Genomic DNA, 25167 nt, shown 5'->3' on the forward strand with positions numbered 1-25167 from the left:
AAGGGGCGCCGGTTTGGCGCCCCGTTTCTTTCAACTGTTATCAGTCTCGTGCCGGTATGGCTTTGCCGCGCTGAACCGCTGGGCGTTGGAAGAAACGATCAACATAAGCGACGACATTGGAATAGCCGTCCCAATCAACCACATCCTTCGCGCCATAGAAATCCAGCGCATTCAGCCACGGAGCAAGCGCGATATCCGCGATGGAATACTCGCCTGCGATCCAGTCCTGTCCTTCCAGTTGCGTGTTCACTACGTTCAGCAGGCGCTTGGCTTCGTTGATGTAACGCTCGCGCGGGCGCGGATCTTCTATCTCGCTGCCAGCGAACTTGTAGAAAAACCCGAGCTGGCCAAACATTGGCCCGATGCCTCCCATCTGAAACATCAGCCATTGGGTGATCCGGTGCTTGTCCGCTGCGCTTTGACCCAGGAACTTACCTGTTTTTTCGGCCAGATACAGAAGGATGGCACCGCTTTCGAACAGGGCCAGCGGCACACCATCCGGGCCGTCGGGGTCGATTATCGCCGGGATCTTGTTGTTCGGGTTCAGCGACAGGAACTCGGGACTTTTGACATCCGAGTCTGCCAGGGTCACCAGATGCGCCTCATAGGGCAGGCCGGTTTCCTCAAGCATGATCGAGGCTTTGACGCCGTTTGGCGTTGGATAGGAGTAGAGTTGAAGGACCTTGGGATCTTTTGCAGGCCATCTGTCGGTTACGAAAAAAGGCGCAAGTTGAGACATGGTAACTCCTGAGAAATGCCATTTGGGGAAAAATAGGGTGGCTTTCCCCTAAAAAACATACCCTTATTCATGCGTTTAACGCACAATTCCTATGCGCTCATGCGTGAACAGAAGCGTGGTCTTAGAAAACAAGAGGGATGCTATGCTGGAAGAATTCAAGACATTCATTGCCAAGGGCAATGTCATGGACATGGCGGTTGGTATCATTATCGGTGCCGCGTTTACCGCAATTGTTACCTCGTTGGTGGGCGATCTGATCAATCCGCTTATTGGATTGTTCACAGGGGGTATCGACTTTACGAACAATTACGCCGTTCTTGCAGGCGACGTGGCCGAAGGTGCCAGCCTTGAAGCGGCACGTGAAGCAGGCGCATCCGTCTTTGCCTATGGTGCCTTTATTATGGCGATCATCAATTTCCTGATCATCGCCTGGGTCGTCTTCATGTTGGTAAAAATGGTGAACAAGGTCAAAGACGCTGCCGAAGCAGAGGAAGAAGCGGTTGAAGAGGCACCCGCAGGTCCCAGCGAACTGGACATCCTGATGGAAATCCGGGACGCTTTGAAGAAGTAGGCCTGTCGTTTCGTCGCGACATCGGGCTCCGCACCAATCGCGGAGCCTGTTTTATGAGAATTGACGAACAGAAAACACGAGGAAATTCGAGATGGAACAAACCGCCGACTTGGCCGAGCAGGCGATTGGTATGGCCAATCTATACTTGCCCATTGCCTTGAATGCAGCGAAAGCTCTGATCGTTCTTGTTTTGGGTTGGATCGCCGCCCGAACGATCGCGAGTGTTGTACGCCGCCGGATCAACAAAACACCACAGATCGACCCGACACTTGGGAATTTTGCCGCCAGTGTGATCAAGTGGGCAATTCTGGCCATAGTTCTGGTCGCCGTTCTGGGGATCTTCGGGATAGAAGCCACCAGTATCGTCGCTATTCTGGGTGCTGCCTCGCTGGCTGTCGGGTTGGCACTTCAGGGTACGTTGAGTGATCTTGCGGCCGGTGTGATGTTGGTGGTTTTCCGGCCCTACAAGCTTGGACAGTATGTGGATATCGGTGGCACGGCAGGAACCGTTATGGACCTGAGCCTGTTCACGACCGAGCTTGTGACCCCCGACAACGTTCAGATCATTGTTCCAAACGGTCAGGCATGGGGGTCGATCATAACCAATTATTCAGCCCATGACACACGACGTGTCGATCTGGTGTTTGGAATTGATTACGGGGACAGCGCAGATACCGCCATGCAGATCATTCTGGATGTGGCCAAGGCCGACCAGCGCATTCACAGCGACCCTGAACCCTGGGTGCGGGTCACGAATCTGGGCGACAGCTCAGTCGATCTGACTGCGCGGCTATGGTGTGCCGCAGCCGATTACTGGGACGTCAAGTTCGAGCTTACGAAGGTGGTGAAAGAGGCGTTTGACGCCAAAGGTGTTTCGATTCCGTATCCGCATTCGGTCGAAATTCAAAAACAGGGGTGACAGCTGGCGCTCATTGTGTGGGCGAGCATTCATCCCTTCCGCGTATTGAAAAGGGCACCGCGCAGAAACGCGGTGCCCTTTTTTGTGAAAGCCGTCGGTTCGATACCGACCGCGCCACCCTGTGAATTGCCATCAACAGGCAACTTCAGGAGTGGAGGTACTTACGATTTGACCACCACATTTGGCGAAACAACATCGATGCCAAGGGCCTTGCCAACGGCATAGTATGTCAGTTTGCCAGCATGAACGTTCAGACCTTCCATCAGGTGCGGATCGTCCTGACATGCCTGTTTCCATCCTTTGTCGGCCAACGACAACATGAACGGCATTGTGGCATTGCCCAGTGCGATGGTCGAAGTGCGCGCGACAGCACCCGGCATGTTGGCAACGCAGTAATGCATGATGCCATCGACATCGTAGATCGGATCGGCATGGGTGGTGGCTTTTGACGTCTCAAAGCAACCGCCTTGGTCGATGGCGACATCCACCAGTACTGCGCCGGGTTTCATCGTCGACAGCTGAGCACGCGACACCAGTTTCGGTGCGGCTGCGCCGGGGATCAGAACAGCACCGATGACCATATCGGCGTCCTGGATCAGTTCTGCGGTCGCACCTGCTGTCGAAAACTGGTTCTTGAAAGTTCCGCCAAAGACATCGTCCAAGTAGCGCAGACGCGGCAGCGACCGATCCAGAACGGTGACATCAGCCCCCATTCCGGCGGCAATCTTGGCCGCGTGTGTCCCGACGACACCGCCGCCAATCACAACCACTTTGGCCGGGCCAACGCCGGGAACGCCACCCATCAGAACCCCACGGCCGCCATTGGCCTTCTGCAGGGTCCAGGATCCGACCTGAGGGGCCAGACGACCCGCGACCTCGGACATAGGTGCCAGCAGCGGCAGACCGCCGTTGGCATCCGTTACGGTCTCATACGCGATTGCGGTACAGCCCGACTCCAGCAGGTCATGCGTCTGATCCGGGTCCGGAGCCAGGTGCAGATAGGTGAACAGCAACTGTCCTTCACGCAGCATCTTGCGTTCAACCGCCTGCGGTTCCTTGACCTTGACGATCATGTCAGCGGTGGCAAACACCTCTTCCGCGGTGTCAATAATTTGCGCACCTGCGGCGACATAGGCGTCGTTGTCGAAACCTGCGCCGATGCCCGCGCCGGACTCGATCAGGACTTGGTGTCCGCGAGCGACCGCTTCTTGAGCAGCATTGGGCGTCATCCCGACGCGGAATTCCTGAGGTTTGATTTCCTTGGGGCAACCGATTTTCATTGGGCTCTCCGTTCATAAGCTGCTTAAATTATGTGCATTTCGTGGCGCAATTTCTGTGAAAGAAAACGTGCCAGTAGACTTTTCTTTGGAAGAATTTCCCGTACTATTCAAAAAACTCGCAAAGGAATTGCAAGAATGAGCCTAGACACGACTGATCGAAAGATTCTGGCCGCACTTCAGAAGAATGGCCGGATGTCGAATTCGGAACTGTCTGAACAGGTCAACCTGTCTCCATCTGCGTGCCACCGCCGCGTTCAACGGTTGGAGGTTGACGGCTATATCCGCAACTATGTGGCTCTGCTGGATGCGCGGAAAATGAACGTGCCTACCACCGTCTTTGTCGAGATCACGCTACAAGGCCAGGCCGAAGAGGTTCTGGATGTTTTCGAAAAGGCGGTGGCCCGAATACCAGATGTGCTGGAGTGCCATCTGATGGCCGGAACCGCAGACTACATTCTGAAGGTCGTGGCGGAAAACACAGAAGATTTCGCGCGTATCCACCGGCAATACCTGTCGCGCTTGCCTGGGGTGGCGCAGATGCAAAGTTCATTTGCGCTGCGTACCGTGTTCAAGACCACAGCCTTGCCGGTCTGACCGTCATAACGGGCCGGGATAGGTGAACAGCAGCAGGTGGGTCAGATTGAACAAGAAATGCATCGCAACAGGCACCCAAAGCCGACCGGTTGCATAAAACCCCAACCCGCACCCCAACCCGAGAAGGGATGCGAATACCACAAGCGCGGGTCCTCCGCCAATATGCGCCAATCCAAAGAGCAGGCTGGCAGCGACCAGACCGCCTGTTGCCTCAAGGCGCAAGGTAATGGCCGACTGCAAGTAGCCGCGAAAGAACGCCTCTTCTGTAAGACAAGTCAGAAACAGGTTGGACAGGCAAAATACCAGCCACCAATAAGGGGCTGAGAGGTCCACGCGCACGGCGCGCAGCGATAGACCCAGCAGAAACAGGCCGGGCAGAATCAGAAAACCCGCTAGCAAAGGTTTTATTCTGGTCTTGATTGGGCTGTTCAGCATTCCGGGCCAAGCCAGAAGAACGGCAAAGAAGACCATGGGTTTGTCCAGATTCAGGTGCAGTGTGAAACTTGTGCTCGAGGCACTTGCCTGCACCTGATCCAGCAGTTTCAAATTGTTGAATCCTGGCAACAGATGTGCCCCCAATGCCAGGCACCACAGGATCAACAGCGTATGCCCCGCAATAGCCAGCAGACCTGTCTGGCGAGGGAGGAAGAAGGCCACGATCAGACCAAGCGCCACCGCCACGATTGCTGTCGGTGACATCAGTCCGGTAACCGAGGCGACACTGACGAACAGAACCAGCAGGGCATACGCAAGTCCGGTTCGTCGCCCCATCGCCGCGACTTGCGCTGTGATCAAGATCAGCCAGGGCCAAGTGACCGGCAATGTCGAAAAGAAATACGTCACGGCGTTCTCGTCTGAATTGTGGACCCAGTCATGCCGCACAAAAACAAGGCAATGCAAGCAACCTGAAAGCGCGTGATTGGCGCCTCGTGTCAATTCTTGTGCTTGTATCCTTTGGGCCAGACGTACAAATTCGGGTAAAAGACCATATACCCGTCCAGACCCTGATTTCCGATATAGACTGCTGCAACGGATCGGCTTCGATTTATCTGATGACATCAGGCGGTTACACAGGCCCGATATGGTTCGAACCCGATGACTGAGAAGGAGCTGATCTTGGCTTACGAGAACGATGGGGGCACCAAGAACTGGCTTGAGGCCGAATTGGAAGACACGCTGGATGAAGACTTCGAAATCGAGTTCAGCGAGCCTATGCTGTCGATGGAAGTCCGCAAAATCTATCGGGACCAGCACCCCGAAATGCTGGATCGCAAAGTCTATTTCCGAAACCTGCTGCGGTTGCAGGCCGAGTTGATCAAGGTGCAGGATTGGGTTCAGCACACTGGCGCCAAGGTTTGTATCCTGTTTGAAGGCCGTGATAGTGCGGGCAAGGGGGGCGTGATCAAACGGATCACGCAGCGCCTGAACCCCCGTGTCGCCCGTGTGGTCGCTCTGCCAGCCCCCAGTCGCCGCGAGCAGAGCCAATGGTATTTTCAACGCTACGTGCCGCATCTGCCTGCTGCGGGTGAAATCGTCTTGTTCGACCGCTCGTGGTACAACAGGGCGGGGGTTGAGCGAGTGATGGGCTTTGCGTCCGAGGATCAGGTTGAACAGTTCTTTCAGGACGTTCCCGAATTTGAACGGATGCTGGTGCGGTCAGGGATCATTCTGCTGAAATACTGGTTCTCGATCACGGATGAAGAGCAACAACTGCGGTTCCTCATGCGTATTCACGATCCGATGAAACAGTGGAAACTGTCACCGATGGATCTTGAATCCCGCATTCGCTGGGAGGCGTACACGAAGGCCAAGGAAGACATGTTGTTTCGAACCAACATACCAGAAGCACCGTGGTATATCGTTGAGGGCAATGACAAGAAACGCGAACGTCTGAATTGTATCGAGCATCTGTTGACAAGAATCCCCTACGAAGACGTGCCACAGGAAAAGGTCAATTTGCCTGACCGGCGGTACAATCCTGAATACGAGCGGCGGGTATTGCCAGACGAGCTTTACGTCCCAAAGATTTACTGAGCAACGCATGCGAGGCCGGCAGGGCCGACCTCGCACAATTTCAAGTGATCAGGCTGCATCCATCATGCAGTCATGGGTGAAGATATTGATCATGAAGACATCGCAGCCATCGTCTTCGGTCGTTTCGGTGTCGACAGGCTCAATCTCGGTCTCCGGAGTGGTATCTATGGTCGGCAGGGTATCGACATCGTCGACATCTGCCACATCAGTGCCGTCATTCATGTCGTCGCGCCAATCAAACTCGTCAAACTGCGTTTGCAGGTTTTCAAGGAAGCTGGCGATTTCATCCAGGAATGCCTGAATGTCAAAGCAGAAGGCTTCCGGCTCACCACCATCGACGACTTCAGTATCGGGCGTTTCAGGTTGCGGGTCTTCGGTTTCGGTAACGTCAGTATCCGGCGCTTCAGGTTCCGGTTCTTCAGTTTCGGTTACGTCAGTGTCCGGTGTTTCGGGTGTTGTTTCCTCGGTACCGGGGGTTTCAGGTTCCGGTTCTTCGGTCTCAGTGACGTCGGTATCAGGTGTCTCGGGGTCCGGCTCTTCCGTCTCTGTGACATCGGTGTCCGGTGTTTCGGGTGTTGGTTCCTCGGTTCCGGGGGTTTCGGTCCCAGGCTCTTCGGTCTCGGTGACGTCAGTATCCGGGGTTTCGGTTTCTGGTTCCTCGGGCTCAGCAACCTCGTCCGGTGTTGTCGGAGGAACGGGCGGGGCGTTTGTATTGCCGTTGTCCAGCATGACAGCCGCGTCGGTTGCGGCAAAGTTTTGCGTGACCATCACGGCATCGAAGCCTTGCATGTCACCGGTTTCGATCCCGATCCCGATATACTTGAAATCCGGGTTCAGGATATTGGCGCGGTGACCCGGACTGTTCATCAGGTTTTGATGCAACTGGGCGACATCGTCGCTGATACCCGGCGCGCCGCGTTCGGACTGCCATGCGATGTTTTCCCCGGTGCGCCAGCTTCCTTCAAGATCGAACCCCGCGTTTTGCATCCGCTGGGTTGCGCTGGAACCGCCTGAACCGGTGTGGCTGAAGGTGTCTGTATTCAACATCCAGGTGCTGTGATCTTCGGACGAGTCGTTCAGCTGCGTTTCAAGCTGCAGCGGGTTGAGCCCGCGGGATGTGCGCTCCTGGTTTATCAGCGCCAGCATCTCGCGTTCGTTTGTACTTGCAGTCGACATATTTGCCTCCGTTTGTGTTTGTGTCCTTGCGGACGGGCTCACTTAGAGGCGGGGACGTCGCGGGTGATAGAGGGCGGCGCAATTCAGGCGAGTTTTGGCGGCCCGATGCTACCGAGACGAGATTCGCTGCGCTGCAAAGCGCCGGGCAAAACACTGCCTGTACGGAAATGGCAGCTTGCCGCACAACCTGAACCACGAGTCGGCGGATTGTATCCGAGCCCTGAAACGACAAACCCCCGGGCCATGCCTCGGGGGTCGTCAAATAGTGTCATCCAAAGCTGGACGAAATCAAAGATCTCAGAGCAGACCTTCGCGCTGGGCTTTCTTGCGCGCCAGTTTACGGGCACGGCGAATCGCTTCAGCTTTCTCGCGCGCTTTCTTCTCGGACGGTTTCTCGAAATGTTGCTTGAGCTTCATTTCACGGAACACGCCTTCGCGCTGCAGCTTTTTCTTCAGGGCACGAAGCGCCTGATCGACGTTATTGTCGCGAACACTAACCTGCATGTGGTTGTCACCACCTTTCTAGATAGAGTTGCAAGGAAATTGCAGGAGTTGGCCGTATAGCAAAGCCGCCCTAACTTGTCTAGTACTGGACCTGACAACCGGAGAACCGTCATGACCACAACATATGAAGATGCAAAACGGCAGCTTTTGGACGCGATGCTGAATCATGTTCCTTTCGACGGCTGGTCGGAAACCAGCTTTCGCGCCTCGGTTTCCGATTGTGGTCTGGATGACGGTTTGGCACGTGCAATTTGCCCGCGCGGGGCGGTTGATCTGGCACTGGCCTTTCATGCGCGCGGCGATCAGGTGATGCTGGACCGCCTCAGGTCCGAGGACATGAGCGGTCTAAAATTCCGCGATAAGATTGCCGCTGCGGTCAGGTTCCGGTTGCAGGCTGTTGAAGACAAAGAGCTGGTGCGCCGGGGCATGACGCTGTTTTCCCTGCCAGCATATGCGGCCGATGGGGCCAAGGCGTTATGGCAGACCTGCGATCTGATCTGGGACACGCTGGGCGATACGTCAGAAGATGTGAACTGGTACACCAAACGGGCAACCTTGTCGGGGGTCTATTCCTCGACCTTGCTGTTCTGGCTGGGCGATGACAGCCCGAACCATCAGCGCACGTGGGAGTTTCTGGATCGCCGGATCGCAAATGTCATGGAGTTCGAAAAGCTCAAGGCTCAGGTGCGTGACAACCCGGTGTTGAAACCCTTTCTTGCAGTTCCGAACTGGCTGGCGGGTCAGGTGAGGGCACCGTCCAAGATGCGGGGTGATCTGCCAGGCATGTTGAACCCCAGAAAGTAACGCGTCTTGGTGCTGGGCCTTGCCTCTGATGCCTGTTAGGCATTGGGCAAAGGAGGTGCCTATGACCCAAATGATGCGTGCTGTTGAGATCACTCAACCGGGTGGTCCCGATGTTTTGCAGCTGACCGAACGCCATATCCCTAAGCCGGGGGCCGGACAGGTTGTATTGAAAGTGGCCTATGCCGGGGTGAACCGCCCCGACGCTTTGCAACGCGCGGGCGCTTACGATCCTCCGCCGGGTGCCAGCGACCTGCCGGGGCTTGAGGCTTCGGGCGAAGTGGTTTCAGTTGGTGCGGGGGTTGAAGGACTGTCTGTCGGCGATCGGGTCTGCGCACTGCTGCCGGGCGGAGGATATGCGGAATACGTTTCGACCCCAGCGGCCCATTGTTTGCCAGTGCCTGCAGGTATGGGAATGAAAGAGGCAGCGTGTCTGCCCGAGACATTCTTTACAGTCTGGTCCAACGTGTTCATGCGTGGCGGGTTGAAGGCAGGTGAACGCTTTTTGGTTCACGGTGGGTCCAGTGGGATTGGTACGACGGCAATCCAACTGGCCAATGCCTTTGGCGCGCGCGTTTTTGCCACGGCTGGGTCGGATGAGAAATGTGAGGCTTGCGTCAAGCTGGGCGCGGAAAAGGCGATCAACTATCGAAACGAGGATTTCGTAGCAGCCATGCGCGCCGAAGGTGGGGCAAACCTGATCCTTGATATGGTTGGCGGTGGTTACATTCCGCGCAACGTTAAAGCTCTGGCCGAGGATGGGCGGCTGGTGCAAATCGCGTTTCTGCAAGGGCCTGTGGTCGAGCTGAACTTTGCCCTGATGATGGTCAAGCGTCTGACCCTGACCGGCAGCACCCTGCGCCCGCAAAGCGATCTGGCCAAGGCGCAAATCGCGCAGGACCTGCGCGAAGCTGTCTGGCCTCTGTTGGATGCCGGAAAAGTTGCGCCCGTGATGGACAGCGAGTTTGATCTGACCGAGGCAGCCGCCGCCCATGCGCGCATGGAAAGCTCGGGCCATATTGGGAAGATTGTTCTGAAGATCGCGGGTTGAGTTTTGAATGCGCGGGCGTGTCCCGCGCGTTCACGCAACGGCGCGGCGATACAGATGCCACGTGGCATGACCCAGAACGGGCATCACCACGATAAGCCCCAACAGCAATGGCAAAGCCCCCAGGAATAAAAGCACTGCCACGATGAATCCCCATGTCAGAATGACTCCGGGGTTGTGACGCAGCACCCTAAATGATGTCACAACAGCAACCGGCAGGCCCACTTTGCGGTCCAGCAGTAAGGGAAAACTGACCACGCTGATCGCCAGAGCGCAAAGGGCGAAAACAAACCCAACCGCAGTTCCGACAATGACCATCGTCCAGCCCGCAGAGGTCGTGAACACCTGTGTGGCAAATGCGCTGAGCGACGCAGGAACCTCGGGGCCCATCGTGTAGGTGTGAATGCTTTGCGCCACCATTAGCCAAAGCAGCAGCAGCATTACTAGGTAAAACCCCAAAACCAGAATTGCTCCGAACGACGGCGATCGAAGCACACCAAATGCGTCCAGCCAGTGAACCTCGCTGCCCTGTTCACGTTTACGGCTGATTTCATAGAGGCCCACGGCCGCAACAGGCCCGATCAGCGCAAAGCCTGCGACCAGAGGGGCCAGAAGCGGAACCAGATTGGCATTCAGGGCAAAGCCGAACATCAAAAGCCCGGCGATCGGATAAACCAGGACAATGAATACGACATCCGCTCGGGTTTCGAGAAAATCCTGATACCCCGCCCTCAGGCAGGCCCGTAGGTCTTGCAGGGTCAAGGTCTGCACCATTGGCACTTGCGTTGGATCTGCACTGCCAAGTTGCGAGACGCTTTCGGTGACGTGGTCACTTGTGGCGCCCAGAGCCTGGGCTGCCCAGCTGATCGGATTTCCGATTGTCTTAGCCATTTCTTCACCCTTCCCTGGCGAGACTTGCGCCGCGGAACGGATCCGGCATTCAGTTGCCCGTGGCCGGTCCAACCGGCAACGCCATACCTCAGTATAACATAAATTTGCGAAATCTGGATCAATACTCCGGCATCGGACGGATTGCCCTGTGTCACAGTCATGTTAGCTTGATGGCAGGCAAGAGGAGATCAGGATGCAGCAAACAGCGAAAACGGTTGTGATTCATGAATTTGGTGGGCCTGAGGTTCTGCGGATCGAAGACAGGCCAGTGGGCGACCCCGGTCCGGGTGAGATACGTATTCGGCATCAGGCCTGCGGGTTGAACTTCATCGATGTATATCAACGCACCGGCCTGTATCCCCTTGATCTTCCACATGCTTTAGGCATGGAAGCGGCGGGTACCGTTGAAGCGGTTGGGGAAGGGGTAACGCATCTTCAGCCGGGGCAGCGGGCCGCTTACGCCGCAGCCCCGCCCGGTGCATATTGCGAGGCGCGTGTGATGCCCGCAGCGCAGGTTTGCCCGCTACCGGATGGCATCACATTCGAAGCCGGCGCAGCGATGATGCTGAAAGGTCTGACAGTTGAATACCTGTTTCACCGGACCACACCATTGAAGCGGGGCGATACGGTTCTGTTCCATGCGGCAGCTGGCGGGGTCGGGTTGATTGCATGCCAATGGGCTAAATCCGAAGGCATCACCTTGATCGGAACGGCGGGGAGTGACGAAAAATGCAGCCTTGCCCGGTTTAACGGGGCCGCGCATTGCATCAATTACAGGTCCGAGAATTTCGCCGAACGTGTGGCTGAGATTACAAAGGGTCAGGGCGTAGACGTGGTGATGGATTCGGTTGGGGCGGACACGTTCGAAGGATCACTGGATTGCCTGAAACCGCTGGGCATGATGATTTCCTTCGGCAACGCCTCGGGCCCGGTTCCACCGTTCAACCTTGGGATTCTGGGCCAGAAAGGTTCGCTCAAGATCACCCGGCCCACGTTGTTTACACATATCGCGGACCATGCGGTGTGTCAGGCAATGTCGCGTCGCCTGTTTGGCAAAGTCGAGGGGGGTGAGGTCAAAATCCATGTCGATCAGCGCTTTGCCTTGGATCAGGTTGCTGATGCGCATCGCGCGCTTGAGGCGCGGCAAACGACCGGCAGCACAATTCTGGACCTGTAACGCAGTACCGAAACGCCATTGCCCTTAGAATTGGGATACTTGATGCGCCGGATGGGAAGGACAAGAGGTCTTCAATGACATACGGCGGCGGAAAAACCGCCGCCGCTGTGCCTGAAAAAAATCAGGTTTTACTGCGATTGCAGCTCTGCGGGAGATTTTTCAGCAATCGTTTCCCAGTTTGCGCTCGCGCTTTCGATGAAACCTGGGATGTCGCCTTCCCAGCGCTCCTGAATGTCTTTGGACAGGTTCAGATACAGCTTGTTGTCAACGATCTTCCAGTGGTTCGGGTCGCCGTCGAATTTAAAGCCCATGGCCGCGCCGAAGGCACAATAGCCGCCATATGCAGGCAGGTACGCTTCGGGGTTGGCTTCAAAGGCAGCTTTGTTTTCTTCCGACGCGAAACGGTACAGGGCCTCATCATGCAGCGCAGTGATGCGGTAATCGCCTTTTGTCGCTTCGCCAGCGGTGAAGTACGCCACCGGATCATAACCCTGCATGGCTAGACCGGTCGAGCTTGCGTTGATTTCGACGCCAGCCGCCAGTGCGGAGGTTGCCAAAGTGACAGACAGTGCCACGCCACTGATCAGAGATTTAAACTTGTTCATTGTTTCACCTTTCGTGAAATGAGCCCGTTCAGCACCGCAATAATTGCCGCCGTAAGGCCCAGATTGTTGTCCTGTGTGGCCCGTAATTGACCGTCACGATAGCGATCTGGGAAGCGGGCTGATCACGTTCAAAACAATGATTTGTGATTGTGCGCAGGTGATAGAGCCACTGTTCTTTTTTGCCGAGCCACCTCAGGCATCCGGCCTTAAGTTCAGAACAAATGCGATGACTTTGTTTGCGGGCATTTCACAGGGTCGCAGCAACGCGCCGCTTCCCATGGTCTGATACAGGTTCAGGCTGATATAGTCGGTTCCGCCTAGCTCGTGCGCGACCAGCTTGTGGGATTTACCACCCGCCATTAGTTGACGCACAACAACATAGCGCCGACCGCCGGAGGTTCCGGTGAAACTGCCCAAGGGCAGTGCAAAAAGCGCAGACAGAAATGCGCCTGATGCGGTCACGGCTTTCCGATTCTGGGTTCCGTTCCGGCCTTGATCCGCGCAACGTTCGAGCTGTGCCGCCAGTAGACAAGAAGTGTCAGAATTATCCCAAGGATAAATGTAGTCCCGTTTGTCAGCAACAGCACCCAGGTTGTGGAAAGCGCAGCGGCTGCCAGTGCACCAACCGAGGATATCCGCCAGATTGCCGCCGCGACCAGCCAGGTAAGGCAGCAGGCAACACCGACGCGCCAGTCCAGTGCCAGCCAAAGCCCCAGGAAGGTCGCCACGCCCTTGCCGCCCTTGAAGCCCAGCCAAACCGGAAAGCAATGGCCCAGAAACGCCAAAAGTGCAGCAACCTGGGCCGCATCTTCACCCGCATAGGCACGCGCAATCAGAACGGCTGCCGCGCCCTTGCCTGCGTCAAACAGCAGGGTCAGCGCCGCAGCGGTCTTGTTGCCGGTACGCAGAACGTTGGTTGCTCCGATATTGCCGGAACCGATCTCGCGCAGATTTCCCAACCCCATGAACTTGGCCAGCAACAGGCCGAAGGGAATAGAGCCCATCAGATATCCAACCACCGCCCATTGGAGCAGTTCGCTAGTTGAGTTGTCGATTGGGGGCATCAGGGTCTCCGGAACACTTCATTACCTGCTACATAGGTCGAAATGACCTTACCTTGCATCCGCTGGCCGTCAAATGGAGTGTTCTGAGATTTCGATTTTAGTGCAAACCGATCAAGCACAAAAGGCACATCCGGGTCGAACAGAACCAGATCCGCTGGCGCGCCTTTCGACAGGCGACCGCTGTCCAGTCCAAGCCGCTTGGCCGGGTTAAGGGCCATGGCCCGAAAAAGCGTCGGCAGATCCAGCTGGCCCGCGTGATACAGGCGCAAGGCCGCGGGCAGAAGCGTTTCCAGTGCGACCGCACCCGAGGCCGCTTCTTCAAACGGCAGGCGCTTGCTTTCTTCGTCCTGAGGGGTGTGCATCGAGCTGATGATATCGATCAGCCCGGTGCGAACAGCTTCAATTACCGCTTGCCTGTCGTCTTCTGATCGCAGCGGCGGCTTGACCTTGAAGAAGGTGCGATAGTCGGCCACGTCAAGCTCGTTCAACGTCAAGTGGTGGATCGACGTCCCTGCGGTTATGTCCAGCCCATTGCGCTTGGCGCGCTCCAGTGCAGGCAGCGCCCGGGCAGTGGTGATTTGGTCGGCGTGATAGGCGGCACCGGTCATCTCCAGCAGGGCAATGTCGCGGTCCAGCCCCATCCGCTCTGCCATCGGTGACACTACGGGCAAGCCGCGCAGTGCCGCGAACTTGCCACTGGTCGCTGCGGCCCCGGCGCTCAGCCCCGGCTCTTGCGGGTGGGCTATCACAAGCGCGCCACAGGATTTCGCATAGGTCAGGGCACGGGAAAACACCTTGGTATTAGTGATGACGTGATCGCAATCGGTGAAGGCGATCGCGCCCGCGTCCATCAGAAACCCGATCTCGGTCATCTCACGCCCTTCGCGCCCTTTGGTCAGGGCAGCCATCGGCTGAACATTGACTGGCGCATCGGCCTGCGCCCGGCGTGTCGCGAATTCCAGCGTTTCCGGTGTGTCGACTGCTGGCAGAGTATCCGGTCGGGTGACAATCGTCGTGACACCGCCAGCTGCAGCAGCAAGTCCTGCTGACCGATAGCTTTCCTTATGACGTTCACCGGGTTCACAGACCTTGACGCCAATATCGATGATGCCAGGGGCGAGGCACTTGCCGTTGCACTCTACGATATGCCCTTCAGTACACGGCGCGCTTCCTTCGCCTCGGGCGGTAATCCGGCCATTGTTCACCTGCAACCAGCCAGTTGACTCTGTTCCGGCTTCGGGGTCGATCAGGCGGGCGTTGGCGAAAAGAACGGAAGTCATGGAACAGCCCTTTCGATGGCGGCCTTCGTGGCGGCGGGATCGGCCTGATACTTGATCAGGTGTTTGTCGCCGCCTTTGGTAACGACTTGGACAAAACTGCCCATGGTTTTAACCGCCTCGACCTGATTCAGCGGTACTTTGCGGGGACCGGGGCCGGTCAACAAAGTGCCGGTCATCTCCCAGTTAGCAGCCAGTTCTTCCGATGCCAGATACCACGCGCGGATGCCAATTGCGGCGAGGCCGGCGGGTGCTCCGGTCCAGACATAAGGGTTGCCGGTCAACCACAAGACAGCCATTGCACCGGCCATGGCAGCCGCCGCTAGCCATGCATTGGTGCGGATATACGCGCCCTTGTCCGGGGCAAAGACTACAGGATCAGCCATAGAATCCCTCCGGTGACCAAAAGTACTGCCAATGCCATAACAGCCGAGCCTATGCGGAGCGGTTTGTTGTCAACCGGCGCGGTTTGCGGGGCGGAGAAAGGCTTGGCACTTTCGGTTTCGATCACACCGCCGGTCCAATTGGTTGCCACTTCCGTGAAAAGACCCGTCAGGTGAAGCTGGGGATCGGGTTCAAGGGTCGTGGCCTGGTCTTTGAACGCCGCGCTGCGCAGAACCATGACCCATCCGCCGATCTGCGCCAGCGCCGCACGGTCCAACTGATCCTCGGACACGCCGCACCCTTCGTTCAGATAGCCGTAAAGCCCAAGTGCTTCGAGGTCGGATACCGGAAAAATGTCGATCTGCTCGGGGTCCAGCCCGTCGATGCCAAGCACCTGATCGGCGGCACCCGGTTCGCGCAGGAACTTTGCCTCTTCCGGGCGCATGTCCAGTGTGAACAGGCGCAGAACGCCGCGTTCATGGGGGGCGACTTTCAGATTGTTCATGCAACCTCGCGCAGGTTGCGGGCCAGAAGGTCCATGGCGGCCATGCGGACAGCGACCCCCATCTCCACCTGCTCCTGTATTACGGATCGATTGATGTCATCAGCCAGGGTTCCGTCGATCTCAACCCCGCGGTTCATTGGGCCGGGGTGCATGACGATGGCATCGGGCTTGGCCAGCGCCAGCTTTTCCGCATTCAAGCCGTAACGGTGGTAGTACTCACGTTCTGACGGGATGAAGCCTCCGTCCATTCGTTCTTTCTGAAGGCGCAGCATCATGACCACATCGACGTCTTTGAGACCCTCGTTCATGTCGTCATAAACCTCGGCCCCGAACTCGGCGAATTGCGACGGCACGAGTGTGGGCGGGCCGATCAGACGAATGCGGTTTTCCATCTTGCCCAGCAGGATCAAATTGGATCGAGCAACACGAGAGTGCGCGACATCGCCGCAAATGGCGATGTTCAGACGGTGCAGGCGACCTTTGGCGCGGCGGATCGTCAGCGCGTCCAGCAAAGCTTGTGTCGGATGTTCGTGCCGCCCGTCGCCTGCGTTCAGAACAGCGCAGTTGACCTTCTGCGCCAGCAGGTCGACCGCGCCCGAATGCGGGTGACGCACCACCAAAAGGTCGGGATGCATCGCGTTCAGGGTCAGCGCAGTGTCGATCAGCGTCTCGCCCTTTTTGATCGAACTGGCCTGCATCGCCATGTTCATCACATCTGCACCCAGACGCTTGCCAGCCAGTTCGAAGCTTGCCTGCGTTCGGGTCGAGTTTTCAAAGAACATGTTGATCTGGGTGAGCCCTGACAACACATCCGAATGTTTGGTCGACTGGCGGTTCATGTCGACATAGGTTTCGGCCAGATCGAGAATTTCGGTGATATCGGATTGCGACAGATGCTCGATGCCAAGAAGGTGACGATGGGCGAAACGCATGGGCGGGCTCCTGTCTGACAATCGGGCCGCTTATAGAAAGCCACGCGGTGCAAAGCAACCTAAGGATCAGAACCCTCTGGCAGTTTTTCGCAGCCACCCTCTGGCAGACATTGTTCACCCGGTTTGCACCATTTGCCGTATCCGCAGTCGATGGCTTTGATCGGCACGCAACCCTGATGGTCCGAGCATTTGAATCCCGGACGGCACTGCGAGCCTGTTTCTTCGCACAGGAACCATCCCGGACGGGAACACCCCCCACCCGGCAGACAGGACGAGCCGCGCGCACAAGTTCGGCCATCCTCGCATATCGTAGGAGGGGCTGTACCCGGATCTGGTGTGATCCGTTCACATTCGCCGCGCCCATTGCAAAAACTGTCACCGGGGCAATCCAGACGCGATGTGCATTTGTTCACGCCTGCGGGTGCACAGCTCGCTCCTCCCGCTACGCAGCGTTCAAACGGGCCGCAGCTGCGCCCGCCACCGCAATAGGTGCCGCCCAGCGGTATGCAGTGCCCATCAAAGCTGCATCTTTGACCGCCGGAACAGCAGGTGGTGCCGCATTTGAACTGGCCCGCACGGCACTGGCCCTGTTCGTTGTGGAACGTCGCCAATGCCGGATTGCCGGTAAGCACCAGTCCAAGCCCGATCAGGAGGATTCGCAAGGTTCTGAGCATCGTGCCCTGATGGTCGGCGCGACAGAGCGACCGATCAAGCCCAATTCGCTTTCCATCAGCCCTCAGGCGGGTAAATTATCCATATGGAATCGGGCTTGGACTATTATTCTGCGCGGGCCCTGCTGGAATGGCAGGTCGAACTGGGCGTGACCGAGGCAATCGGGGACGCTCCGGTTGATCGATATTCGGTGCCGGATATGTCACCAAAGCCCAAGAAGGCAGAGGTTGCGGCAGCCATCCCGTCAAAGCCCGGACAGGCCGACCCGGTAACGGTTGCGCAAGCAGCGGCCAAGGGGGCGGGGTCACTGGATCAGCTGCGCGATGCGATGGAAGCTTTTGATCACTGCGAGCTGAAGCGCGGGGCGCGGCAGTTGGTTTTTGCTGATGGAACGCCCGGTGCGCGGGTGATGATCATTGGTGAGGCTCCGGGCCGCGACGAAGACCGCGAGGGCAAGCCCTTTGTTGGGCACGCGGGCCAGTTGCTGGATCGCATGTTGGCCGCGATTGATCTGGATCGCAGGCAGAACGTCTATATCACAAATGTGCTGCCGTGGCGGCCCCCACAGAACCGTGACCCAAAGCCCGAAGAAATAGGGATGATGAAGCCCTTTCTGGAACGTCACGTGGCGCTGGCCCGGCCCGAGGTTCTGGTGGTAATGGGCAATATCAGCTGTCAGGCTGTTCTGGGGAAACGCGGGATTACCCGATTGCGCGGCCAGTGGGATCAGGCGATGGACCTGCCTGTGATCCCAATGTTTCATCCAGCTTATTTGCTGCGCCAGCCGCAAATGAAGCGACAGGCCTGGGCTGATCTGCTGGAGTTACAAGCCCGGCTGCGAGGTGAGTCATGAAGGTCTTGGCGTTTTCCGATCTTCATATGGCGCGCAACCGCGCCGCTGATCTGGTAGCCGCCAGCGCTGATGCCGACTTGGTCATCGGCGCAGGGGACTATTGCAACATGCGGCAGGGTCTGGATGAGGCGATGCAAATGCTTTCGGGCGTTTCAGCACCGCTGGTCCTGATACCCGGGAATGCCGAAAGCGCAGAGGATCTGGGCAAAGCTGTGCCCGAGGGTGTGCATGTTCTGCATGGAACGGGAATGACGGTGGATGGATTGCGCCTGTTCGGGCTTGGCTACGGTGTTCCACCCACACCGTTTGGTGATTGGTCCTGTGATCTGACCGAGGGTGAGGCCGGCGAACTGCTGGCGCGCTGCAGCGGAGCAGATATCCTGATTTCGCACTCACCGCCCAAGGGCCATGGGGATGTGACCTCGCAAGGCATGGCTGTTGGTTCGGTCGCTGTCCGGAACGCGATCGAGCGGATACAGCCCCGTTTCACGTTTTGCGGCCATATTCACGACAGCTGGGGATATCGCGGCTCGATCGGCCGCACCCGGATCGCCAACCTTGGTCCCAAGGTAAACTGGTTCGAGGTCGCCTTATGATTGAGTCGGTAACGCTGCTTGCCTTCATTCCCGCCGCGCTGGCGCTGAACCTGACACCGGGCGCGGATATGATGTTCTGTTTCGGTCAGGGCCTGCGATCAGGTCCGCGCGCCGCAATTGCCGCAAGTGCCGGGATATCCGCGGGTGGAATGATACAGGTCCTTCTGGCTGGGCTGGGCCTTGGCGCGGCGGTTGCGACCTTGCCATGGCTGTTTGATGTCATTCGCTGGGTTGGTGTTGCATACCTGCTGTACTTGGCCTGGGGTGCCGTTCGAAATGGCGCAGTGTCAGCCGAGGCACCCGTCAAACCGACCCGGTTGTCTTTTCGGGACGGGATGCTTGTCAATCTGACGAACCCCAAGGTTATTCTGTTCGTTCTTGCCTTTATCCCGCAGTTTGTAGACCCGTCGCGGGGATCGGTCCTGATGCAGTTTTTGATCTTTGGCACAATCATCGGCATCGGCGGGTTCGTGGTGAACGGGCTGGTTGGTGTATTCGCCGGAAGCGCGGGGCGCCATCTGGTCTCGAATCCGCGCGCCTCACGTATTCTGGGCTGGATTACAGGGGGCATTTTTGCGGCCCTTGCGGTCCGGCTTGCCATTCTGGAAAGGGCCTGACACCACATGTCGCGCATTGACGAAACCATGGAGTTCATTCCGGTTAAGATCGCCTTACTGACTGTTTCGGATACCAGATCGATGGAAGAGGACCGCTCGGGTCAGACATTGGCGGACCGGATCGAAAAGGCGGGCCATGTTGTTGCGGATCGGAGAATAATTCGGGACGAGCGCAGACAGATTGCAGATCAGTTGCGCGCGTGGGTGGCGGACGAACAGATCGACGTCGTGATTTCGACCGGCGGCACGGGTCTGACTGGGCGCGATGTCACCGTCGAGGCGCATCGCGATGTCTATGAAAAAGAGATCGAAGCCTTTGGCACTGTCTTCACGATCATCTCGATGGAAAAGATCGGAACTTCGGCGGTGCAGTCGCGGGCGACGGGGGGCGTTGCGGGGGGGACATACCTGTTCGCCTTGCCCGGCAGCCCGGGGGCCTGCAAGGACGCGTGGGACGGTATTTTGGAAAAACAGTTCGATTATCGCCATCGCCCGTGCAATTTTGTGGAAATAATGCCCAGATTGGACGAACATCTGCGACGGAAGTAGACTGGTCATACGTTCCATTCCGTATAACCGCCTTGTGGCTTGGCATATTTCCTGATCCAGCTACATGTTGTGGACGGCAGCGTGGTGCAACCGGGGTAACTGATTGATGCGATTTCTGCGGCATAGTCTTGTCGGTATTTTTCTGGCGTTTCTGGCGCTGGCTTTGTTGTTTGTTGCCGTGCAGATGATCGTTGGGGCCGTTCAGGAGGCTTTGACGCACGATAACGCGACACCTCCCGCTCGAGAAAGGATCTTTGCTGTTTCGGTTCGGCCTGCCGAGGCGGAAACCGTCACCCCATATCTTGAAGCTTTCGGAGAGGTTCAAAGCCGCCGCAGGCTGGAGTTGCGCGCGGCGCTTGGTGGTCGCGTTGTCGCGCTGGCGGAAGACTTTGAAGATGGTGGAATTGTTGAGGCTGGCGAAGTGCTGGTTGAACTGGACCCGGCAGATGCGCAATCCGCACTGGATCGGGCCAAGTCCGACCTCTTGGACGCTCAGTTTGAAGAGCGCGATGCAGAACGCTCGTTGCTGCTGGCGCAGGACGAGCTGAAATCGGCTGAGGCTCAGGCGGAACTGCGGGAAAGGGCGTTGCAACGTCAACGCGATCTGGAATCTCGGGGCGTGGGGGCCGCCGCTAGCGTGGAAGAGGCCGAACTGGCTGCCGCAGCGGCGCAACAGGCCGTACTGGCGCGGCGTATTGCGCTGGCACAGGCTGAATCCCGTGTGGATCAGGCATCAACCCTGTTGGCCCGCGCCATGATTGCACTGGAAGCTGCGGAACGTGATCTGGGCGACATGACAATCCGGGCAGGCTTTGGCGGTACTTTAACGGATGTGACTCTTGTGGAAGGGCGGCTGGTATCGGCAAATGAAAAGCTGGCTGAACTGGTTGATCCCAACGACCTTGAGGTGGCATTTCGGGTGTCAACTGCGCAATATGTGCGGCTTCTGGATGGCGGTGATCGTCTGATCAACGCGCCGGTCACCATATCGCTCGAAGTGACAGGGACCGATCTGACCGCAATTGGCCAGATTAGTCGCGACAGCGGGTCTGCCGGTGAAGGTCAGACCGGGCGGTTGATCTATGCCCGTCTGCAAGAGGCATCGGGGTTTAAACCCGGGGATTTCGTTACGGTTTCAGTTCAGGAACAACCGCTTGCCGGAGTTTACCGGTTGCCGTCCTCGGCCCTTGATGCATCCGGAACAGTTCTGGTGCTTGGCCCTGATGACCGTTTGGAAAGCCTGCCGGTTCAACTCATCCGCCGCCAGGGGGACGAGGTTCTGCTGCGGGGCGACGGTTTGGAAGGGCGAGAGGTCGTCGTCGGGCGGACCCCCCTGCTTGGGTCAGGCGTGCGGGTGCGGCCCCTGCGGTTTGAGGCGGGTGCAGACCCCGGAATGGTCGAGCTGACGGACGAGAAACGAGCCGAACTTGTAGCTCAGGTCGAAGCGAACAGTGCGATGCCTCCGAAGGAAAAGACGCAGGTTCTAACCCGGCTGCGCGAAGCTCGTGTGCCGACGTCTTTGGTGCGCAGTATTGAAACCAGGGCTGGGGGATAAACGCCATGATGCGCGAGATACCTGGCGCGGCGGGCGGCATTCTCAGTTATTTCACGCGGCATCGGACAGTTGCCAACCTGCTGTTGCTTGTCATGCTGGTTCTTGGCGCGGCGGCAATCCCGAACATGCGGGCACAGTTCTTTCCGGACGTTATTCTGGAACGCGTCGATGTATCCGTAACCTGGGATGGTGCCGGGCCCGAGGACATGGACGCCGGGATCGTGCAGTTGCTGGAACCGGCGCTGCTGGCCGTCGAAGGGGTGACCAGTACCGAGGCCAGTTCGCACCCGGGCTGGACCCGGATCAGGCTGGAATTCGAACCCAACTGGGATGTGTCCCGCGCTGTCGAGGATGTTAGGACCGCCGTAGACGCTGTCACAGATCTGCCGGAAGACGCTGAGGAGCCCAGGATTCAACGTGGTGCGTGGCGTGATCGGGTGACGGATGTGGTGATCACGGGGCCGACCGATACTGCTCAGCTGGCGAAACTGACGGATGAGCTTATCAATCGTTTGTTCGCATCGGGTGTGACACGCACGACAATCCGGGGTGTTGCCGCACCGCGCATCGTTGTCGAGGTCACCACCGCGCAGTTGGTCGCAAACGATATCACGATGGCCGAAATCGCGGCAGCGATAGGTGCCGAAGTCAATACCGACCCCGCTGGCTATGTTGAGGGTGCGGGTGCTCTTGTCCGGGCAGGAGCTGAAAAACGCACGCCGGAACAGATCGAAGGCATCGCGCTGAGGACGAACGAAGATGGCTCCAAGCTGAAGGTTGGTGACATAGCTAGAATTTGGGTTGAAGGCGTCACCCGCGAGCGCAGCTATTATGTGGGCGACAATCCGGCCATGTCCATCAGAGTGGACCGGTCGAACCTGGGCGATGCGATAGGTATTCAGCACACGGTCGAGGACGTAGCCCGCGAGATGCAGGCCAGCCTGCCTGAAGGTGTGAGAATTGATCTGATCCGTACCCGTGCGCAAGCGATTACCGACCGGCTGAACATCCTCGTGGATAACGGGCTGATGGGGCTGGGGCTGGTTGTCATCCTGTTGTTCCTGTTTCTGAATGCGCGCATTGCGTTTTGGGTCGCGGCGGGTATCCCGGTGGCGATGTCGGCGGCGATCGCGCTGATGTATCTGGGCGGTCTGTCGCTGAACATGGTTTCCCTGTTCGGTCTGATCATCACCTTGGGGATCGTCGTAGATGACGCCATTGTCGTGGGCGAGCACGCCGATTATCGCGCACGCCGATTGGGCGAGACACCTGTGGAAGCCGCTGAGCGTGCCGCCCGGCGAATGGCAATGCCGGTTCTGGCCGCCACGGTAACGACGGTGATTGCGTTTTTCGGCCTGACGTTGGTTGGAGGGCGTTTCGGAGAACTGATCCGCGATATCCCTTTCACGGTAATCGCCGTTCTGGTTGCATCGCTGGTGGAATGCTTCCTGATCCTGCCCAACCATATGGCGCACGCAATTGCGCATTCGGCCAAGGAACACTGGTACGACCTGCCGAACCGTGTCGTCAATCGTGGCTTTCGTTGGGTTCGGGATCACTTGTTCCGCCCGCTGATCGCTTGGGTGATCTGGGCGCGTTATGTGGTCGCCGCGCTGATGATCGCCATCCTGGCCAGTCAGGTCGCATTGTTCATTCGTGGCGACGTGAACTGGCGGTTCTTCAACGCACCTGAACGCAGCTCAGTCAGCGGCGGGTTTATCATGCGCGAGGGGTCGACCCGGTCAGATACGCTTGAAATGATGCGCATTCTACAGGACGCAACCAACGAACTGGGCCGGATCTACGAAGAGCGTCATGGCCGAAATCCAATTGACTATGTCTTGGCCGAGGTTGGTGGCAATGCTGGGCGTGCGCTTGCTGCGGCTGACGGCAAGGACGGCAGTGTGCTGGGGGGCATTTCGATTGAACTGATCGACGCCGATCTGCGCCCATATTCGAGTTTTGAGTTTGTGGGGGAGCTACAGGATTTCGTACCGCGCCACCCCAAGGTCGAGGTGATCAGCTTCCGCGGTTGGCGGTCCGGCCCCGGTGGCGACGCCATCGACGTGCAGTTCTATGGCTCGGACGTAAATGTCCTGAAAGCCGCATCAGAAGATCTGCAAACCGCGCTGTCGAAGTTTCCTGAAGTCTCGGCGCTCGAAGACACTCTGGCATATGACAAGGAAGAGTTTCTTCTGGACCTGACAGCGCAGGGTCAGGCGCTGGGCTTTCGGATCGAAACGCTGGGGCGGGCTTTGCGCAACCGTTTGAACGGGATTGAGGCCGCAACCTTCCCCGACGGGCCGCGCAGTGCCGAGATCCGTGTCGAACTGCCCGAAGGTGAACTGACGGCAGATTTTCTGGAACGAACTCTGATGCGTTCTCCTGATGGGGTCTACGTACCTTTGGCTGATATCGTTTCGGTCGATCGCAAGTCCGGGTTTTCGACGGTTCGGCGTGAAAACGGCCTGAGGGTGGTTTCGGTAACAGGTGACATTTCGGAAGACGATCCGGCACGGGCCGCCGAAATTGAACGCGTGATGCAGGACGAGATCCTGCCCAATATCGCAGCCGAAAGGCAGGTTGAGTGGCGCATGTCGGGTCTGAGCGAACAGGAAAACGAGTTCCTGTCCGAGGCCCGCAACGGTCTGATCCTGTGCCTGACCGGTATTTACCTTGTACTGGCCTGGGTTTTTGCCAGCTGGACACGACCCCTTGTGGTCATGGCGATTATTCCCTTTGGCCTAGTCGGGGCGATTTGGGGCCATTACATCTGGGAGGTGCCACTGAGCATGTTCACGGTTGTCGGGCTGCTGGGCATGACAGGGATCATTATCAACGACTCGATCGTTTTGGTGACCACGATCGACGCATACCAGCAGGATCGCGGGTTGATTCCGTCGATTCTGGATGGCACGGCGGACAGGTTGCGACCTGTCATGCTGACCACGCTGACGACGGTTCTTGGGCTAGCGCCCTTACTATATGAAGGCTCTCAACAGGCGCAGTTCCTGAAACCGACAGTAATCACACTGGTCTACGGGCTTGGTTTCGGAATGTTGCTGGTGTTGGTGCTTGTGCCCGCCTTGCTGGGAATTCTCAATGACGTGGCACGTCCGATGACAGCCATGCGCCGTGCTGCACGGGCCCCTGACAAGGTTGTTCGTGGCGCGTTGGCCGGAACCGGCGTGATGCTTGGGATCTGGTTTGCCTTGACGATGATCTGGCCCGCCGTCAACGGTGCACCGCTTGCCATGCTACAAAGCCTTTACCCCGGTGAGGATGGCATTGCCGCATTGAAAATGGGGTTGGGCGCGTTTGTTGTCGGCGCTGTGCCGATTGTGATTCTGAGCATTGTTGCTTCAGGTATGCTCTATGGTCGCCTCACGAAATCGGCAGGTGCTTAAACCGCACGCAAGGCATATTCCATAAGCTCTATGACCCGCGCGCTCATGGGCAGGTTGCCCTGGCGTATCTGATCGACGGGAAACCACCGGGCATCCATTGCGTCGTCACCGGCCCTCGGCGTGCCCGAGCGATACTGGCAGGCGACCCCGACCAGCAGGTAATGGGACACGACCACCCCATCTGGGGCTCGGCGCAGAAGGTCCAGATTGTTCAGATAATGTGACGGCTGTGCAATTACCGAGGTTTCTTCCAGCAATTCGCGTTGCGCCGCTTCCAACACGGTTTCACCCCATTCGACATGGCCACCAGGAAACCCCCACAGCCCGGCGTCGGGCTGTTTGCATCGCTGGACCAGAAGAACCTGATCCTGATGCAGAACAACGGCCAGGGCACCGATTTTTGGCGATTGGGTCATG

General features: G+C 57.8%; 28 protein-coding genes. 13 read left to right on the top strand and 15 right to left on the bottom strand.

Annotated features, from left to right (window positions below; translation table 11 throughout):
* Positions 1-40 precede the first annotated feature (40 nt).
* Positions 41-739 carry a glutathione S-transferase family protein gene (locus ACR0ES_RS06205; RefSeq protein ID WP_480869897.1) on the bottom strand — a complete coding sequence of 233 codons (699 nt, stop codon included), beginning with the start codon at positions 737-739 and terminating at the stop codon, positions 41-43.
* A gap of 142 nt (positions 740-881) precedes the next feature.
* On the opposite strand from ACR0ES_RS06205, the gene mscL reads away from it, so the two are divergent.
* Positions 882-1310 (top strand): large conductance mechanosensitive channel protein MscL, encoded by a 429-nt coding sequence (mscL, locus tag ACR0ES_RS06210; RefSeq protein ID WP_480483027.1) that lies wholly within the window; start codon positions 882-884, stop codon positions 1308-1310.
* A gap of 130 nt (positions 1311-1440) precedes the next feature.
* Positions 1441-2229 (top strand): mechanosensitive ion channel family protein, encoded by a 789-nt coding sequence (locus tag ACR0ES_RS06215; RefSeq protein WP_480476890.1) that lies wholly within the window; start codon positions 1441-1443, stop codon positions 2227-2229.
* A gap of 161 nt (positions 2230-2390) precedes the next feature.
* Here the strand turns inward: ACR0ES_RS06215 and ald are convergent, their stop codons facing one another.
* Complete coding sequence (ald, locus tag ACR0ES_RS06220) at positions 2391-3509, bottom strand: alanine dehydrogenase (RefSeq protein ID WP_480773369.1); 1119 nt, start codon at positions 3507-3509, stop codon at positions 2391-2393.
* A 135-nt stretch (positions 3510-3644) separates the two neighbouring features.
* Here ald and ACR0ES_RS06225 point away from each other — a divergent pair, with 135 nt between their 5' ends.
* Complete coding sequence (locus tag ACR0ES_RS06225) at positions 3645-4103, top strand: Lrp/AsnC family transcriptional regulator (protein ID WP_209506641.1); 459 nt, start codon at positions 3645-3647, stop codon at positions 4101-4103.
* Positions 4104-4106: 3 nt separating this feature from the next.
* Here ACR0ES_RS06225 and ACR0ES_RS06230 read toward each other — a convergent pair whose 3' ends face one another.
* The gene (locus ACR0ES_RS06230; protein WP_480556375.1) at positions 4107-4946 is read right to left on the bottom strand and encodes a CPBP family intramembrane glutamic endopeptidase; all 840 of its coding nucleotides are present in this window, start codon (positions 4944-4946) and stop codon (positions 4107-4109) included.
* Between the two features lie 252 nt (positions 4947-5198).
* Here ACR0ES_RS06230 and ppk2 point away from each other — a divergent pair, with 252 nt between their 5' ends.
* On the top strand, positions 5199-6137 hold the full coding sequence (ppk2, locus tag ACR0ES_RS06235) for a polyphosphate kinase 2 (protein WP_267365547.1): 939 nt from the start codon (positions 5199-5201) through the stop codon (positions 6135-6137).
* Between the two features lie 48 nt (positions 6138-6185).
* Here ppk2 and ACR0ES_RS06240 read toward each other — a convergent pair whose 3' ends face one another.
* Together ACR0ES_RS06240 and rpsU are read right to left on the bottom strand one after the other, a co-directional pair.
* Positions 6186-7313 carry a CAP domain-containing protein gene (locus ACR0ES_RS06240; protein ID WP_480869898.1) on the bottom strand — a complete coding sequence of 376 codons (1128 nt, stop codon included), beginning with the start codon at positions 7311-7313 and terminating at the stop codon, positions 6186-6188.
* Between the two features lie 297 nt (positions 7314-7610).
* Positions 7611-7817, bottom strand: a complete 207-nt coding sequence (rpsU, locus tag ACR0ES_RS06245; RefSeq protein WP_005614280.1) for a 30S ribosomal protein S21 — start codon at positions 7815-7817, stop codon at positions 7611-7613.
* Positions 7818-7928: 111 nt separating this feature from the next.
* Between rpsU and ACR0ES_RS06250 the strand changes: the two genes are divergently transcribed.
* Together ACR0ES_RS06250 and ACR0ES_RS06255 are read left to right on the top strand one after the other, a co-directional pair.
* The gene (locus ACR0ES_RS06250; protein WP_480483033.1) at positions 7929-8621 is read left to right on the top strand and encodes a COQ9 family protein; all 693 of its coding nucleotides are present in this window, start codon (positions 7929-7931) and stop codon (positions 8619-8621) included.
* Positions 8622-8682: 61 nt separating this feature from the next.
* Positions 8683-9669, top strand: a complete 987-nt coding sequence (locus ACR0ES_RS06255) for an NAD(P)H-quinone oxidoreductase (RefSeq protein WP_480539034.1) — start codon at positions 8683-8685, stop codon at positions 9667-9669.
* 30 nt (positions 9670-9699) lie between these two features.
* On the opposite strand, the gene ACR0ES_RS06260 is transcribed toward ACR0ES_RS06255, so the two are convergent.
* Complete coding sequence (locus ACR0ES_RS06260; protein ID WP_480545864.1) at positions 9700-10557, bottom strand: DUF2189 domain-containing protein; 858 nt, start codon at positions 10555-10557, stop codon at positions 9700-9702.
* A 193-nt stretch (positions 10558-10750) separates the two neighbouring features.
* On the opposite strand from ACR0ES_RS06260, the gene ACR0ES_RS06265 reads away from it, so the two are divergent.
* Positions 10751-11734, top strand: coding sequence for a quinone oxidoreductase family protein (locus ACR0ES_RS06265; protein WP_480483039.1), 984 nt, complete (start codon positions 10751-10753; stop codon positions 11732-11734).
* 128 nt (positions 11735-11862) lie between these two features.
* Here the strand turns inward: ACR0ES_RS06265 and ACR0ES_RS06270 are convergent, their stop codons facing one another.
* The 8 genes from ACR0ES_RS06270 to ACR0ES_RS06305 form a co-directional block, all read right to left on the bottom strand.
* Positions 11863-12339 carry a YHS domain-containing (seleno)protein gene (locus tag ACR0ES_RS06270; protein ID WP_480773364.1) on the bottom strand — a complete coding sequence of 159 codons (477 nt, stop codon included), beginning with the start codon at positions 12337-12339 and terminating at the stop codon, positions 11863-11865.
* A gap of 192 nt (positions 12340-12531) precedes the next feature.
* Positions 12532-12801 (bottom strand): hypothetical protein, encoded by a 270-nt coding sequence (locus tag ACR0ES_RS06275; RefSeq protein ID WP_209506632.1) that lies wholly within the window; start codon positions 12799-12801, stop codon positions 12532-12534.
* Positions 12798-13403, bottom strand: a complete 606-nt coding sequence (gene plsY, locus ACR0ES_RS06280; RefSeq protein WP_209506631.1) for a glycerol-3-phosphate 1-O-acyltransferase PlsY — start codon at positions 13401-13403, stop codon at positions 12798-12800. The genes ACR0ES_RS06275 and plsY overlap by 4 nt, the downstream gene beginning before the upstream one ends.
* On the bottom strand, positions 13403-14683 hold the full coding sequence (pyrC, locus tag ACR0ES_RS06285; protein ID WP_480773362.1) for a dihydroorotase: 1281 nt from the start codon (positions 14681-14683) through the stop codon (positions 13403-13405). Before pyrC ends, plsY begins: the two co-directional genes overlap by 1 nt.
* The gene (locus ACR0ES_RS06290; protein WP_480506675.1) at positions 14680-15066 is read right to left on the bottom strand and encodes a hypothetical protein; all 387 of its coding nucleotides are present in this window, start codon (positions 15064-15066) and stop codon (positions 14680-14682) included. Before ACR0ES_RS06290 ends, pyrC begins: the two co-directional genes overlap by 4 nt.
* Positions 15051-15569, bottom strand: coding sequence for a hypothetical protein (locus ACR0ES_RS06295; protein ID WP_480869900.1), 519 nt, complete (start codon positions 15567-15569; stop codon positions 15051-15053). The genes ACR0ES_RS06290 and ACR0ES_RS06295 overlap by 16 nt, the downstream gene beginning before the upstream one ends.
* On the bottom strand, positions 15566-16501 hold the full coding sequence (locus ACR0ES_RS06300) for an aspartate carbamoyltransferase catalytic subunit (protein ID WP_267366053.1): 936 nt from the start codon (positions 16499-16501) through the stop codon (positions 15566-15568). Before ACR0ES_RS06300 ends, ACR0ES_RS06295 begins: the two co-directional genes overlap by 4 nt.
* 59 nt (positions 16502-16560) lie before the next feature.
* Positions 16561-17175 carry a scavenger receptor class F, member 2 gene (locus tag ACR0ES_RS06305; RefSeq protein ID WP_480869902.1) on the bottom strand — a complete coding sequence of 205 codons (615 nt, stop codon included), beginning with the start codon at positions 17173-17175 and terminating at the stop codon, positions 16561-16563.
* Positions 17176-17258: 83 nt separating this feature from the next.
* On the opposite strand from ACR0ES_RS06305, the gene ACR0ES_RS06310 reads away from it, so the two are divergent.
* The 6 genes from ACR0ES_RS06310 (at position 17259) to ACR0ES_RS06335 (ending at position 24750) form a co-directional block, all read left to right on the top strand.
* Positions 17259-18026: a uracil-DNA glycosylase gene (locus ACR0ES_RS06310; RefSeq protein ID WP_480869904.1), complete on the top strand. Its 768-nt coding sequence runs from the start codon at positions 17259-17261 to the stop codon at positions 18024-18026.
* A complete protein-coding gene (locus ACR0ES_RS06315; RefSeq protein ID WP_480869906.1) occupies positions 18023-18622 on the top strand; it encodes a metallophosphoesterase family protein in 600 nt (199 codons plus the stop codon). The genes ACR0ES_RS06310 and ACR0ES_RS06315 overlap by 4 nt, the downstream gene beginning before the upstream one ends.
* Positions 18619-19239 (top strand): LysE family translocator, encoded by a 621-nt coding sequence (locus ACR0ES_RS06320; RefSeq protein WP_480869908.1) that lies wholly within the window; start codon positions 18619-18621, stop codon positions 19237-19239. The genes ACR0ES_RS06315 and ACR0ES_RS06320 overlap by 4 nt, the downstream gene beginning before the upstream one ends.
* A 6-nt stretch (positions 19240-19245) precedes the next feature.
* Positions 19246-19788: a molybdenum cofactor biosynthesis protein B gene (gene moaB / locus ACR0ES_RS06325; protein WP_480773356.1), complete on the top strand. Its 543-nt coding sequence runs from the start codon at positions 19246-19248 to the stop codon at positions 19786-19788.
* Positions 19789-19894: 106 nt separating this feature from the next.
* Positions 19895-21343: an efflux RND transporter periplasmic adaptor subunit gene (locus tag ACR0ES_RS06330; RefSeq protein WP_480486830.1), complete on the top strand. Its 1449-nt coding sequence runs from the start codon at positions 19895-19897 to the stop codon at positions 21341-21343.
* A gap of 5 nt (positions 21344-21348) precedes the next feature.
* Positions 21349-24750: an efflux RND transporter permease subunit gene (locus ACR0ES_RS06335; RefSeq protein ID WP_480869910.1), complete on the top strand. Its 3402-nt coding sequence runs from the start codon at positions 21349-21351 to the stop codon at positions 24748-24750.
* On the opposite strand, the gene ACR0ES_RS06340 is transcribed toward ACR0ES_RS06335, so the two are convergent.
* A complete protein-coding gene (locus ACR0ES_RS06340; RefSeq protein ID WP_480869912.1) occupies positions 24747-25166 on the bottom strand; it encodes an NUDIX hydrolase in 420 nt (139 codons plus the stop codon). The genes ACR0ES_RS06335 and ACR0ES_RS06340 overlap by 4 nt on opposite strands.
* Position 25167 lies beyond the last annotated feature (1 nt).

Source organism: Ruegeria sp. N7 (assembly GCF_056531345.1).